This window comes from Actinomadura sp. K4S16 (assembly GCF_008327685.1).
Taxonomy (GTDB): Bacteria; Actinomycetota; Actinomycetes; order Streptosporangiales; family Streptosporangiaceae; genus Spirillospora.
The window spans coordinates 234,961-249,252 of the sequence record NZ_BDDE01000012.1; the positions used below are offsets into that span (position 1 = coordinate 234,961).

Here is a 14,292-nt window from a genome sequence, read left to right on the forward strand (position 1 = left end):
GACGGAGGCTCCATGTCCCTGGAGATGGTCCTCGTCACGCCCATCTTCGTCGCGTTCCTGCTGTTCCTCGCCGGCGCCGGACGGATGGTCGACGCCAAGAGCCAGGTGGACGGCGCCGCCCGGGACGCCGCCCGCGCCGCGTCCATCGCCCGCAGCGCGGGTTCCGCGCAGAGCCTCGCCGCCGAGACGGCGTCCGCCGGGCTGCGCGGCACCGCCTGGTGCTCGGGCGGCCCCACCGTGCAGACCGACGTGTCCCGCTGGGGGCCGGGCGGCAGCGTCGGCGTGACCATCACCTGCGACGTCGACCTCGGCGACCTCGCGTTCATCGGGCTGCCCGGCAGCAAGCGGCTCCAGGGCCGCGCGATCGCACCCGTCGACACCTTCACCTACCGCGGAACCGACGGCGACCAGCCGGAGGACGCGCCATGACGACACCACCCGAGCCGAGCAGGACACACGCCGTGGGCGACCGGGGCACGATCGCGATGTACACGGTGCTGTTCACGCCGATCGTCATCCTGCTGGCGGGGCTGCTCGTGGACGGCGGGCTCGCCATCCACGCCCGGCAGCGCGCCGCGGACATGGCCGAGCAGGCTGCCCGCGCCGGGGCGAACCAGATCGACACCGACGCGCTGCGCGAGACCGGCGAACCCGTCCTCGACCCGGGCCGGGCCCGGGCGGCGGCGTGCGACCTGATCGCCTCCTACAGCGACCAGGTCACCGGGTCCCAGTGCGACGCCGACGAGCAGGAGGTCGCGGTCAGCGTGCGGATCAGCGTCCGGCCGCAGCTGCTCGGGATCATCCCGGGCTTCGGCGAGTTCGAGATGACCTCCAGCGCGACCGCCCGCCCCGTCACGGGCGGACCGGGAGGAATCAACCCGTGAGCATCAGCGAGAACGCATCTACGATGAGGACGACGTCCGGAGACCGGCGAACGGCAGGGGCGCGATGGTGACGCGGCAGGGGCGCAGGACACCCGTCCGGGTGGGCAGGCACCGCAGCACGGGCGACGTACTGGCCGGGATCGGGGCGCTCGTCGCGCTCACCGCGCTGCTGGCCGGCGTACCGCTCGCGCTGCTCACGATCTTCGGTTCGCCGCTGCCGGACCATGTGCCGTCCGCGTCCGACCTCACGCACAAGGTGGGCCCAGGCTCGCTCATCGCGATCCTCGTCGTGCTGGTGTGGCTGGCCTGGATCCAGCTCGCGGCGTGCGTGGTCGTCGAGGTGTACGCGGGGATCCGCGGCGTCGGCGTGCCCGCGCGGGTGCCGCTCGCGGGCGGGACGCAGTCGCTCGTGCACCGGCTCGTCGTGGCCGCGCTGCTGCTGTTCACCGCCACCACCTCGATCATGCCGGCGCTGGCCGGCGGGCTGTCCCAGCGGCCGCCCGTGGTGCAGATGCAGATGCAGCCGCAGGCGCAGGAGTTCCACCAGGTTCCGGAAGCGCCGGAGCGTCCCGCCGCCGTTCCCGTCGCCGCCGTGGAGGACCTCGCCGAGCACCCGACGGAGAAGGCCGCCACCACCAAGATCTACCGGGTGCACCCGCCGGACGGACGGCACCACGAGTCCCTCTGGGAGATCGCCGAGAAGTGCCTCGGCGAGGGCCGCCGCTACAAGGAGATCTACTCCCTGAACAAGGGGCACATCCAGCCGGACGGGACGCGGCTGACGATCGCGAGCCTCATCCGCCCCGGCTGGATCCTGGAGATGCCCGCGGACGCCAAGCACGCGCAGGTCATCCCCGCCAAGGACCTCCACGACTACTTCCGGCACGGGCACGCCGTCCCCGACGCGCCCGCGAAGCCGCGGAACCCGGCCCCGCCCGCGACGCCGAAGCCCACCCCGCCCGCGCAGCAGACGCCGCCGCAGCAGCAGACCCCGCCGACGCACGAGGCGCCGCCCACTCAGCCGCCCGCCTCCCAGGCGCCGCCGACCGCTCCGCAGCCCTCGGTCACGCAGGCCCCGCCGACCGCCCCCCAGCCCTCGGTCACGCAGGCGCCGCCGACCGCTCCCCAGCCCTCGGTCTCGCAGACCCCGGCGCCACAGCCAAGCCATCAGCAGGCGCCCGCGCCGGAGAAGTCCGAGACCGCGCAGCCGCCCGCGCACGGCGGCGGGCCGTCCGGCGAGATGGGCGGCCACGCGGGCAGCGGCGGCGCCGAGGTCCCCGGCCAGGGCTCGGAGCACGAGGACGGCGGCGCGTTCGACGTCGGCTGGCCGCACGGCCTCGCGGCGGCGTCGCTGCTCGCCGCCGGGCTGCTCGGCGCGCTCGGCCGGCGGCGCCGCACCCAGATGTGGAACCGCGCGTTCGGGCACATGATCGTCCGGCCGCGGGGGGAGGCCGCCGAGGCGGAGCGGGCGCTGCGGATCGGCGCCGACGACGACGCCGCGCGGTTGCTCGACCTCGGCCTGCGGCACATGTCCAAGTCGATGGCGGCGGGCGGGCGCTCCCTGCCGACCATCTACGGCGTGCACCTCGGGCACAGCGGCCTCGACCTGTGGATCGCGCCCGCCGACCGGAACCCGCCCGCCCCCTGGCAGGCGTTCGACGACGGGCAGGTGTGGCGGCTGGGCGCCGACGCGCTGCCCGGCCTGGAGGCGTCCGACCTCGCGGACGTCCTCGCCCCCTACCCCGGCCTGGTCTCGATCGGCACGAACGACAACGGCCGCATCCTCGTCGACCTGGAGGCCGCGCACGGGCTCATCGCCCTGCGCGGCCCCGAGGACACCCGCCGCGCCGTGCTGTCCGCGGTCGCGCTGGAGCTGGCGACCAACCGCTGGTCCGACCACATGCGGATCACGCTCGTCGGGTTCGACGCCGAGCTCGGCGAGGGCCTGGCGGAGATCGCCCCGGACCGCGTCCGGTCCGTCCCGACGCTCGCGGACGCGCTGCCCGAGCTGGAGGGGCGCAGCGAGGAGGTGCGGCAGGCGCTCGCGGCGTCCGGCGTCGACTCGGTGCTCACCGGACGCTGCCGCGGCGTGTTCGGCGAGGCGTGGATGCCGCACTACCTGATCATGGCGGACCAGCCGCCGGAGTGGGAGGCCGACCGGCTCGTCGCGCTGGCCCGCACCGGCACCCGGATGGCCGCCGGCTACCTGGTGCCCGGCGACGTGCAGGGCGCCACCTGGACGTGGGACGTCGACGCCGCCGGGCGCCTGCAGGCCGGCGTGCTCGGCTTCGACGTCGAGGCGCAGCTCGTCGGGGACGACGACTACCGGGGCGTGTTCGAGCTGTTCCGGACGTCCGCGCGGCTGGCGCCGGTGGAACTGCCGGGCCTCGCCGGCGGTGACGAGCCGCCGACCGCGCAGGAGTCGTCGGTGGAGGTCCGGCTGCTCGGCCCGATCGAGGTCGAGGCGCCGGGGCCGATGGACGAGAGCCGCCGCGAGCTGTGCACGGAGCTGCTGGTGTACCTGGCGGCGCACCCGGAGGGCGTCCACCCGACGGTGCTGTCCGGCGCGATCTGGCCGCGCGGCGCCAGCGCCGGGGTCCGCGACGCGTGCGTGGCGCGCGTGTCGGACTGGCTCGGCCGGGACGCGCGCGGCCGCCCCAACCTGTACTACGACGACCGGGGCCGGATCCGGCTCGGCTCCGAGGTCCGCGTCGACCTGAACGTGTTCCGCTGGCTGGTGTGGCGGTCGGCGGCCGAGCCCGCGTCCGAGACCGCGTACATGGCGTACGCGCTCGACCTCGTCCGCGGCCCGCTCCTCGCCGACCGGCCGCGCGGCCGGTACGCCTGGCTCGCCGACCACGACCTGGAGTACGAGGCGCCCGCGCGGGTCATCGACGTCGCGCACCGGCTCGTCGTGCTGCGGCTGGAGGAGGGCGACCCGCGCGGCGCGGTGAGCGCGGCCCGCGCCGGGCTGCGGCTCGCTCCCGAGGACGAGGGCCTGTGGCGCGACCTGCTCCGCGCCACCCACGCGACCGGCGACGTGGCGCAGGTCGAGGTGGTGGTGGACGAGTTGCGCGGCCGCGTCGGCCGGGACCCGATGTTCGACCGGCTCCAGCCCGAGACGGAGGCGCTCGTCGAGGAACTGCTCCCCGACTGGCACCACGTCGGCTCGCACTAGGGGCGCCGCGCTAGCGGTACAGGCCGGTGCCGCCCAGCGAGTAGCGGCCGGGCTGCGGATGCACGCACAGCCCCGCCGGACGTCCCGGCACCCTGAGGGACTGGAGCACGCGCCCGTTGCGGGTCGAGAGGGCGTAGACGAACCCGGCGGGGTCGGCGAGCCACAGCGACCTCCCGTCCGAGGAGACCCCGCCCGGTACCGCCGAGCGGCCGGGCAGCGGCCAGCGGGACGCGATCCGCCGCGAGCCGAACTCGACGGCGGTGACGGCGCCGCGGCCGACGACGAAGAGCCGGCGCGCGTCCCGGCTGATCGCGAGGCCCCGCGCGCCGGGCCCCGTCCGGACGAACCCCAGCAGGGTGAAGTGCCGGGCGTCGACCAGCCACACCCCGCCGTGGCGGGCGTCCGCCACGTAGAAGGCGGACCCGTCGGGGGACAGCCGCAGGTCGCCGGGCCGCGCCCCCGCGGGCAGCCGGATGGTGCCGGAGACGGTGCGGCTCGGGAGGTGGACGCGGACGAGCACGCCGGCGGCGGTGCACGTCGCCACGAGGGACGCCTCGTCCGGGGTGAAGTCGGCGTGGCCCGCCGCGCAGGGCATGGGCGTCGACGCCCGCGGTGCCATCGTGCGCGGGTCGCGCAGGTCGATCCGCTCCGGATGGCGCGCGAGGACCAGCGCGTCGCGCCCGTCGGGGGAGAAGTAGAGCCCGGTCGGCGCGGTCACCCCGACCGGGCGGCCCCGCCTCCCGCTGCGCGGCCCGAGCGGGACGAGCAGGCCGTGCGCGCGGTCGGTGGCCCACAGCCGCCGCAGGTCCCAGGACGGCGCCACCCGCGACACCGCCGCCCCCGCGGGGAACCGGCCGACGATCCGGAGCCCGGCGGGGTCGAGGACGTCGATGTAGGGGCCGTTCGGCACGTACAGCCGCGGCGGCACCCCCCGCGCGGCCGGTGCGAGCATGCCGGGGCCGGTGGCCGCGTAGACGCGCCCGCCCGCGGGCGCGACCGGTACCCCGCCGGACGGCCCGGACTCGGACGCGCGCGGAGCGGGGGCGCCGGGACGCGCCGGCAGGTACGGCGTCGGCCCGCCGAGCCCGACCACCGGGTCGTCCGGGGAGCCCTCCCCGGGCTGGTAGAAGGGGACGGGCGACTCGCATCCCGCCAGGCAGGTCAGCGCGAGCGCCGCGGCGAGCGGGAGCACGGCGGCCCGTGATCGTCGCCTGTGCTGTCGACTGTGTGGTCGTTCGTGAGGTTCCATGCGCGGTCTCCCCCCATCACGGCGGGGACGTTACCGAGGGGCGACGCACGGTACCCGGTTAATTGCCAAACGTGTCCACTGCGGCGAAGGGATCGAGGAATCGTCTAGTCGGACTTGCCGATGCCTATGCCGAACTCGCGGTAGACGCGCTCCCAGAAGCCGTCCCGCAGCCAGGTGCGGGCCTCCTGGTAGGGGCGCAGTGAGCCGCCGAGCTCCTTCTCGGCCTCGATCAGCAGCTCCTTGTCGATGACGGGCGGCAGGATCGGGCCGGGCAGCAGGTCGCGGATGTTGTCCCGGCCCCGCTCGAAGATCCACTTCTGGGCGACGTGCTCGCCGATCTCCAGCATGTGGTCGCGGTCGGGCCCGAGCTTGCCGTCGGACGGCGCGGCCGTGGTGGAGTTCAGCGACGCGGCCACCGTGGCGGGCGTGGCGCCGCCCGGCACCGGGACGGCCGCGCGGGCGGCCGCGGGCGTCGGCTTGACCGCCGGGGGACGCCCCGCGAAGACCTGCGACGGGGACGGGACGGGGCTCGTGCGCTGCGCGGCGGCCGCGGCGTCGCGGACCGCGGCGGCGGTGCCGGGCGCGGGCACCGGCAGGACCTTGGCCTTGGTGAAGTACGGGCGCAGGAACTCGGCGGGCAGCACCTCGACCGTGTCGGACTCCCACACCAGCCACTCGGCCTGGTTGGAGCCGTGCGTCGGCTCCACGCCCCACAGGTGCACGCGGACGCCGTAGCGCTGCGCGGCCTCCACGGCGGGCAGCATGTCCTCGTCGCCGGCCAGCAGCACCGCGTCGGTGATGGCGCGGTGCCGGGCGAGGGCCTCGAGGTCGGCGCGCAGCTGGGCGTCAACGCCCTTCTGCTGGCCCTGCGCGTTCAGGTTCCCGAGGCGGAGCTTCACCAGCGGGAGGTTGGCGATGACGCGCTGGTCGACGGTCGGCTGCCGCTTCGGCGCGGCGTCGAACCAGTACACCCGCAGCAGTTCACCGCGCCGCTGCTCGTCGGCGTGGTCGGTGAGCGCCTTGATGAGCTTCTCCGCGGCGACCCGGTACTCCCGCCGGGAGCCGCAGCCGAGCAGCAGGGCACCGGAGGCCGCGTAGAGGTACCCCGCGTCGACGAAGATCGCGTAGCGCGCGGGCTGTGGGACGTACTCCGAGGTGGCCATGGCCTTCCACCTTATTCGTGCGGAGCGCCCCGCCGGGTGCGAACCACGGTTACATGTCGCGGGGGCCGCCCCGGCGAGGCCCCCGTCGGACGTCAGCGCGGCAGGCCGCTGGCCCTCCACGCGCCGGGCCCCCGCGGCCTCGGCGCGCCCCCGAGCGGGGCGCGGACGAGCCGGGAGCGGTCGGCCCAGCGCGACGGCGGGGCCCCGGGGCCCGCGGCGGCCCGGGACGCGGCGGCGGCCCGGGCCCGGGCGGTCAGCACGGCGACGAGCGCCGCGAGCTCCTCCGGGCTCGGGTCGCCGCGGACGACCCGCAGGAACGGCTTGCTGTCGGCGGTCACGAAACCTCCCACCTTCCGGGCGTGTCCCCGCTAGAGCGGGATGTTCCCATGCTTCTTCGGCGGGAGCGTCTTGCGCTTCTCGCGCAGTGCCCTGAGCGCCCGGACCACCTGCCCGCGCGTCTCGGACGGCTTGATCACGTTGTCGATGTAGCCGCGGTCGGCCGCGATGTAGGGGTTGGCGAGCGCGTCCTCGTACTCGGTGATCAGCTCGGCGCGGCGGGAGTCGGGGTCGTCCGCGGCGGCCAGCTCGCGCCGGTACAGGATGTTGACCGCGCCCTGCGCGCCCATGACGGCGATCTGCGCGGTCGGCCACGCCAGGTTGATGTCGGCGCCGAGGTGCTTGGACCCCATGACGTCGTAGGCGCCGCCGTAGGCCTTGCGGGTGATGACCGTGACGAGCGGGACGGTGGCCTCGGCGTAGGCGTACAGCAGCTTCGCGCCGCGCCGGATGATCCCGTTCCACTCCTGGTCGGTGCCGGGCAGGAAGCCGGGGACGTCCACGAACGTCAGCACCGGGATGTTGAACGCGTCGCAGGTCCGGACGAACCGGGCGGCCTTCTCGGAGGCGGCGATGTCGAGCGTCCCGGCGAACTGCATCGGCTGGTTCGCGACGATGCCGACCGAGTGGCCCTCGACCCGGCCGAACCCGACGATGATGTTGGGCGCGTACTGGGCCTGGACCTCCAGGAACTCGCCGTCGTCCAGCACGTGCTCGATGGCGGTGTGCATGTCGTACGGCTGGTTCGGCGAGTCGGGGATGAGGGAGTCGAGCTCCTCGTCCGTCTCGGACGGGTCGACGGGCACGTCGAACGCGGGCGGGTCGGACAGGTTGTTCGACGGCAGGTACGACAGCAGCGCCTTGACGTACTCGATCGCGTCGTCCTCGTCGGAGCCCTGGTAGTGGGCGACGCCGGACCGCGAGTTGTGCGAGTGCGCGCCGCCGAGCTCCTCCATGGTCACCTCCTCGCCGGTGACCGTCTTGATCACGTCCGGCCCGGTGATGAACATGTGGGACGTCTGGTCCACCATGACGATGAAGTCGGTGATCGCCGGGGAGTACACGGCCCCGCCCGCGCACGGGCCCATGACCAGCGAGATCTGCGGGATGACGCCGGAGGCGTGCACGTTCCGCTTGAAGATCTCCGCGTACAGGCCGAGCGCGACCACGCCCTCCTGGATCCGCGCGCCGCCGGAGTCGTTGATGCCGATCACCGGGCAGCCGGTCTTGACCGCGTGGTCCATGACCTTGCAGATCTTCTCGCCGAAGACCTCGCCGAGGGAGCCGCCGGAGACCGTGAAGTCCTGGCTGAAGACCGCGACGGGACGCCCGTCGACCGTCCCGTACCCGGTGACGACGCCGTCGCCGTAGGGGCGGTTCTTCTCCATCCCGAAGTTGGTGGAGCGGTGCCGCGCCATCTCGTCGAACTCGACGAACGAGCCGGGGTCGAGCAGAGCGTCGATCCGCTCCCGGGCCGTCATCTTGCCCTTGGCGTGCTGCTTCTCCACGGCGCGGGCCGAGCCGGCGTGCACCGCCTCGTACCGGCGCCGTTCCAGATCCGCGATCTTTCCCGCCGTGGTGTGGATGTCGTAGTCCACCGGGGGTTCAGGGGCTTCCATCGCCATGCGCGCCAGGGTAACCGCCCGCTGATGCCGCGCTCGCGGCCGGGGCCCGCTGACCGGGACGGCGCCGGCCGCGGCGGTCCCGGGCCTGGTGGGAGGTGCGGGCCGGTGGATGGCCGCCACGCGGCGGCTCGTTACGCTTGGGCGGGTGGCCACGAAGATGCGAGACATCCTCCGCCAGGACATGCCGGAACCGCTGCGCCGCGACGTGCGGCTCCTCGGCGCCATGCTCGGCGACTCCCTCGTGGAGTACGGCGGCCAGGGGCTGCTGGACGACGTCGAGCGGCTGCGGCACGCGGTGATCGCGGCCCGCCGCGGCGAGACCGGCGGCGACGAGGTCGCCGCCCTCGTCGACGGCTGGTCGCTGGAGCGCGCCAGGCAGGTCGCCCGCGCGTTCACCGTGTACTTCCACCTGACGAACCTGGCCGAGGAGCACCACCGCATCCGGACGCTGCGGGAGCGCGACACCGGCGGCACCGTCCCCGGGTCCGTCGCCGCCGCGGTCGAGGACATCCGCGCCGCGGGCGACGGGCGCCTTGAGGCGATCGTCGACGGCCTGGAGTTCCGCCCGGTCTTCACCGCGCACCCCACCGAGGCCCGCCGCCGCGCGGTCGTCACCGCCATCCAGCGGATCAGCGACCTGCTGGCCCGGCTGAACGGCGACCCGGGCGCGAGCGAGCGCGAGGAGACCGAGCGCAGCCTCCGCGAGGAGATCGACCTGCTGTGGCGGACCGCGCTGCGCCGGGGCACGCAGATGGACCCGCTGGACGAGGTCCGCACCGCGATGGCCGCGTTCGACGAGACGATCTTCCGGGTCGTCCCGCACGTCTACCGGGCCCTCGACCGCGCCCTGGAGGGCGGGGCCGGCGGCGAGGAGTCCGGCGCCCGCCCGCCGAAGGCCCGCCCGTACCTGCGGTTCGGCAGCTGGATCGGCGGCGACCGCGACGGCAACCCCTACGTCACCGCGCAGGTCACCCGGGACGCCGTGATGATCCAGGCGGACCACGTGCTGCGCGCCCTGGAGGCGGCCTGCGCCCGGATCGGCCGGGAGCTGACCGTCCACGAGTCGACCACCCCGGCGTCCGGCGCCCTGCTCAACGCGCTCGCCGCCGCCCGCACCGCCCACCCCCGGCTGGTCGGGGACATGGCCAAGCGCTCGCCCGGCGAGCCGCACCGCCAGTTCCTCCTGCACGCCGCCGCCCGCATCGCCGCGACCCGCGAGCGCGACGCCGACCTCGCCTACTCCTCCCCGGAGGAGCTGCTCGCCGACCTGCGCACCGTCCAGGACTCCCTCGCCGCCGCGGGCGCCCCCCGGCAGGCCTACGGGCGCGTCCAGCAGCTCGTCTGGCAGGTCGAGACGTTCGGCTTCCACCTCGCCGAGCTGGAGGTCCGCCAGCACTCCGAGCTGCACGAGAAGGCGATCGAGGAGGTCCGCGCCGGGGGCCCGCGCTCGGAGATGACCGAGGAGATCCTGGAGACGCTCCGGGTCGTCGCGTGGATCCAGCGGCGGTTCGGCGTCCGCGCCTGCCACCGCTACATCGTCTCCTTCACCCGCTCCGCCGAGGACATCGCGAACGTGCACGCCCTCGCGGAGTCCCTCGGCGAGGGCGCGCCCGTCCTGGACGTCATCCCGCTGTTCGAGACGGGCGAGGACCTGGAGCGCGCGCCGTCCGTCCTCGACGGGATGCTGGGGATCCCGGCCGTCCGGCGCCGCCTGGACGACACCGGCCGCCGCCTGGAGGTCATGCTCGGCTACTCCGACTCCGCCAAGCAGCTCGGCCCGACCAGCGCCACCCTGCGGCTGTACGACACGCAGGAGGCCCTCGCCGCGTGGGCGGCCCGGGCCGACGTGAGGCTGACGCTGTTCCACGGCCGCGGCGGCTCCCTCGGCCGCGGCGGCGGCCCCGCCAACCGCGCGATCCTCGCGCAGGCGCCGGGCTCGGTCGCGGGCCGCTTCAAGGTCACCGAGCAGGGCGAGGTCATCTTCGCCCGCTACGGCCACGCCGAGATCGCCAAGCGGCACGTCGAGCAGGTCACCAGCGCCGTCCTGCTCGCCTCGACCGACGCCGTGCAGGACCGCGCCCGCGAGGCCGCCGCGCGGTTCCGCCCGCTGGCCGACAAGATCAGCGAGGCGGCCAGGGCCGCGTTCCGGAGCCTCATCGAGACCGAGGACTTCGCCCTCTGGTTCGCCCGGGTCAGCCCCCTGGAGGAGATCGCCGAGCTGCGGATCGGCTCCCGCCCGGCCCGCCGCAAGGCCGCCCGCGGCCTGGAGGACCTGCGCGCCATCCCCTGGGTGTTCGCGTGGACGCAGACCCGCGTCAACCTCCCCGGCTGGTACGGCCTCGGCAGCGGCCTCGCCGCCGTCTCGGACGACGGCCGCGACCTCGCCGAGCTCCGCGAGGCCTACGAGGCGTGGCCGCTGTTCAACACCCTCCTCGACAACGCCGAGATGAGCCTCGCCAAGTCCGACCGGGCGATCGCCGAGCGCTACCTGGCCCTGGGCGAGCGGCCCGAGCTCTCCGAGACCGTCCTGACCGAGTACGACCGCACCCGCCGGCTCGTCCTGGCGGTCACCGGCCACGGCCGCCTGCTGGAGAACCGCAAGGTCCTCTCCCGGGCCGTCGAGCTCCGCAACCCCTACGTGGACGCCCTCTCCCACCTGCAGCTGCGGGCCCTGAAGGCGCTGCGCGCGGGCGTGGAGGACGAGACGGAACGCGCCCACCTGGAGGACCTGCTCCTCCTGTCCGTCAACGGGGTGGCCGCCGGCCTCCAGAACACGGGATGACGGTGTCTTCCCAGGGGGGCGACCCCCTGGAACCCCCGTTGCGACGCAGGCGATCCTCACGCCGCCGTTGCGGTCGCTGTGCCTGTTGCGGCTTGTGTGGCGTCGCTGCGGTCGCCTGCGTCGGCGGGCATGCGCGTTGCGCTCGCTGCGCTCGCTCCACGCGCCTGCCCGCGCCCCGGCTGAGCACCAAGTCCAAGAGGGTGTGAACCGTCCACGCCCTACGCTCTTGGTCCAACGCTCTTGGACGTGCACACCTTGACGCTCTTGGATGTGCCAGCTGTGGCGCTCTTGGAGTGGACTTGAGGGACTTGAGCGACGGCGCGGGTCGGGGGGCCGGAAGGCGCTCTGGCGCCTGGAGGTCGCACGGCCCGTCGAGCCGGACGACCGGAGCGACACGACACCAACCCGCACGGGCACAGCACACCCGCACCGTGGCGTGAGGATCGCCCGGCTCGTGACGGGGGTTCCAGGGGGTCGCCCCCATGGGCAGAATCAAGCGCATGAAGTACGGGCTGCTGATCTGCGACGACGAGTCGGCGTCGCCGAGCAACGAGGAAATCGCGGCCGATCCGGCGCACCGGGCATGGCTGGCCGACCTGGAGCGGACCGGAGCCAAGCTGCTCGGCGTGCGGCTGCGGCCGGTGGCGGAGGCGACCACGGTCCGCGTCCGCGACGGCGAGACCCTGGTCTCCGACGGCCCGTTCGCCGAGACCAAGGACTTCGTCGGCGGCTTCATGGTCATCGAGTGCGCGGGCCTGGACGAGGCGGTCCGGATCGCCGCCGGGCACCCCTACGCGCGCTGGGGCAGCGTCGAGATCCGCCCCCTCTGGGAGTGACCGTGCCCGGCGACCCGGTGCGCGCCGCGGTCGACGCGGCGTACCGGGACGAGTGGGGCCAGGTCGTCGCGACGCTGATCGCGGCGACCGGGGACTGGGACCTGGCCGAGGACTGCGCGCAGGACGCGTTCGCCGCCGCGCTGGCGACCTGGCCGCGCGACGGCGTCCCGCGCCGCCCCGGAGCGTGGCTCACGACGGCGGCCCGCAACCGCGCGCTCGACCGGCTGCGCCGCGACGCCGCGGGCGCGGCCAAGCTGCGCCTGCTCGCGGCGGACGGCGCGCGGGAGCCCGCTGAGGAGGACATCCCGGACGAGCGGCTCAGGCTGATCTTCACCTGCTGCCATCCGGCGCTGCCGTTCCCCGCCCGGGTCGCGCTCACCCTGCGCACGCTGGCCGGGCTGAGCACCGCCGAGATCGCCCGGGCGCTGCTGGCGGCCGAGCCCGCGATGGCGCAGCGCCTCGTCCGGGCGAAGCGCAGGATCCAGGAGGCCGGCATCCCGTACCGGGTGCCGCCCGCCGAGCAGCTCCCCGAACGGCTCGCGGCCGTCCTCGCGGTCCTCTACCTGATCTTCAACCAGGGCTACGGCGAGGAGGACCCGGACCGGGCGCTGAACGCCGAGGCGATCCACCTGGCCCGCGTGCTCGTCCGGCTCATGCCGTCCGAGCCCGAGCCGCGCGGCCTCCTCGCGCTGATGCTGCTGCACGAGGCCCGCCGCCCCGCGCGCATGGAGGACGGCGTCCTGGTCCCCTTGGAGGACCAGGACCGCTCCCGCTGGGACCGGGACCTCGTCGCCGAGGGCGTGGCCGTGCTCGACCGAGCGCTCGCCCTGCGGCGCGGCGGGCCGTACCAGGTGCAGGCCGCCATCGCCGCCTGCCATGCCACCGCGCCGGACACGGCGAGCACCGACTGGCCGCAGATCGCGGCCCTGTACGGCGCGCTGGCCCGCCTGGCACCGTCCCCGGTGGTGGACCTCAACCGGGCCGTGGCGGTCGCGATGGCCGAGGGCATCCCGTCCGGCCTCGCCCTGGTCGAGGAACTCGCGGCGTCCGGATGCCTGGACGGATACCACCTGCTCCCCGCGACCCGCGCCGACCTGCTGCGCCGCGCCGGCCGCAAGGCCGAGGCAAAGGCGGCGTACGAGGAGGCGCTGAAAATGGCGCCGACCGAGCCCGAGCGCCGCTACCTCGCCAGCCGCCTTCAAGAGCTCTGAAAAAACCCGGCGGCGATGTCGATCCGGGGCGGGCGCCCTTCGTCGGTGGGGTGAAGGTCCACCGGAAGGAAGGGAAGATCCATGAGCACCGACACGACGCTCCCGACCCCCGAAGTGGTCGACCGGGCCGCGTTCCAGGCCGAACTGGACGCGCTCCGCGTGCGGGAGAAGGCGCACACACGCGCGGGGGACGCGATCGCGGCGGCCCGCCGCCGCCTGCCGATGGTGGAGGTGGACGCCTCGACCCCGCTGACCGGCCCGGACGGCCCCGTCACACTGCTCGACACGTTCGAGGGCCGCCGGCAACTGGTCGCGTACTACATGATGTGGTTCACCGGCCGCCCCGCGGCCGAGCAGTGCCCGGGCTGCACGTTCTTCAACGGGCAGGTCCGCGAGCTGTCCAACCTGCACGCCGCCGGGATCACCTACGCGACGTTCTGCCAGGGCCCGTACGAGGAGAGCGTCCGGTACCGCGACTTCATGGGCTGGGACATGCCCTGGTACTCCGCCCGGGACTCCGCCGAGACGCTGCTGACCGGCCGCCAGGCCGGCATGTTCCACCTGGTGTGCTACCTGCGGGACGGCGACCGCGTGTTCGAGACGTACTGGACGAACGGCCGTGGCGTCGAGGCGATGGACACCGCCTACTCGCTGATGGACCTCACCGTCTACGGACGCCAGGAAGACTGGGAGGACTCACCCCCCGCCTGGCCCCGAGCCGGCTCCGTAGACGGCGGCTTCTTCAGCACCAACGGCCGCCCCACCGCCCAATGGCCCCGCCTGAACGCAGGCCACCCCGACGACCTGACCCCCGCCTGAGCCCCCCGCCGAGACGCTCTTGGAGTGAACCTGAGCTACCGCCGCGGGTCGGGCGGCCGGAAGGCGCTCCAGGCGCCTGGAGGTCGCCCGCCCCGCCGAGCCGGGCGACCGCAGCGCCACGAAACAAACCCGCACGGGCACAACACACCGAAACCGTGGCGTGAGGATCGCCCGGCTCGCAACGGGGGTTCCAGGGGGTCGCCCCCCTG

General features: G+C 74.7%; 11 protein-coding genes. 7 read left to right on the plus strand and 4 right to left on the minus strand.

Translation table 11 applies throughout. From position 1 onward, the window contains the following. The first annotated feature begins 12 nt into the window (after positions 1 to 12). The 3 genes from K4S16_RS12500 (at position 13) to K4S16_RS46425 (ending at position 4,062) form a co-directional block, all read left to right on the plus strand. Positions 13 to 429 (plus strand): TadE/TadG family type IV pilus assembly protein, encoded by a 417-nt coding sequence (locus K4S16_RS12500; protein WP_149259075.1) that lies wholly within the window; start codon positions 13 to 15, stop codon positions 427 to 429. Beyond that, positions 426 to 884, plus strand: coding sequence for a TadE/TadG family type IV pilus assembly protein (locus K4S16_RS12505; RefSeq protein WP_235036753.1), 459 nt, complete (start codon positions 426 to 428; stop codon positions 882 to 884). Before K4S16_RS12500 ends, K4S16_RS12505 begins: the two co-directional genes overlap by 4 nt. 64 nt (positions 885 to 948) lie before the next feature. Continuing rightward, positions 949 to 4,062, plus strand: coding sequence for a BTAD domain-containing putative transcriptional regulator (locus K4S16_RS46425; RefSeq protein ID WP_149259076.1), 3,114 nt, complete (start codon positions 949 to 951; stop codon positions 4,060 to 4,062). A 10-nt stretch (positions 4,063 to 4,072) separates the two neighbouring features. Here K4S16_RS46425 and K4S16_RS12515 read toward each other — a convergent pair whose 3' ends face one another. The 4 genes from K4S16_RS12515 to K4S16_RS12530 all read right to left on the minus strand — a co-directional run bounded on the left by K4S16_RS12515 (position 4,073) and on the right by K4S16_RS12530 (position 8,435). Continuing rightward, positions 4,073 to 5,254, minus strand: coding sequence for a YncE family protein (locus tag K4S16_RS12515; RefSeq protein ID WP_149259077.1), 1,182 nt, complete (start codon positions 5,252 to 5,254; stop codon positions 4,073 to 4,075). A 161-nt stretch (positions 5,255 to 5,415) separates the two neighbouring features. Continuing rightward, positions 5,416 to 6,474, minus strand: coding sequence for an NYN domain-containing protein (locus K4S16_RS12520; protein WP_149259078.1), 1,059 nt, complete (start codon positions 6,472 to 6,474; stop codon positions 5,416 to 5,418). A 92-nt stretch (positions 6,475 to 6,566) separates the two neighbouring features. Beyond that, positions 6,567 to 6,812: an acyl-CoA carboxylase subunit epsilon gene (locus K4S16_RS12525; RefSeq protein WP_149259079.1), complete on the minus strand. Its 246-nt coding sequence runs from the start codon at positions 6,810 to 6,812 to the stop codon at positions 6,567 to 6,569. Positions 6,813 to 6,842: 30 nt separating this feature from the next. Then, positions 6,843 to 8,435 carry an acyl-CoA carboxylase subunit beta gene (locus K4S16_RS12530; RefSeq protein WP_149259080.1) on the minus strand — a complete coding sequence of 531 codons (1,593 nt, stop codon included), beginning with the start codon at positions 8,433 to 8,435 and terminating at the stop codon, positions 6,843 to 6,845. A gap of 157 nt (positions 8,436 to 8,592) precedes the next feature. Between K4S16_RS12530 and K4S16_RS12535 the strand changes: the two genes are divergently transcribed. The 4 genes from K4S16_RS12535 (at position 8,593) to K4S16_RS12550 (ending at position 14,083) form a co-directional block, all read left to right on the plus strand. Next, entirely contained in the window at positions 8,593 to 11,217 is a 2,625-nt protein-coding gene (locus tag K4S16_RS12535; RefSeq protein ID WP_149259549.1) for a phosphoenolpyruvate carboxylase, read from the plus strand. A gap of 482 nt (positions 11,218 to 11,699) precedes the next feature. Continuing rightward, a complete protein-coding gene (locus tag K4S16_RS12540; protein ID WP_235036754.1) occupies positions 11,700 to 12,053 on the plus strand; it encodes a YciI family protein in 354 nt (117 codons plus the stop codon). A 2-nt stretch (positions 12,054 to 12,055) separates the two neighbouring features. Further along, entirely contained in the window at positions 12,056 to 13,264 is a 1,209-nt protein-coding gene (locus tag K4S16_RS12545) for an RNA polymerase sigma factor (protein WP_200841840.1), read from the plus strand. Positions 13,265 to 13,345: 81 nt separating this feature from the next. Then, a complete protein-coding gene (locus tag K4S16_RS12550; RefSeq protein ID WP_149259082.1) occupies positions 13,346 to 14,083 on the plus strand; it encodes a DUF899 family protein in 738 nt (245 codons plus the stop codon). Positions 14,084 to 14,292: the final 209 nt, after the last annotated feature.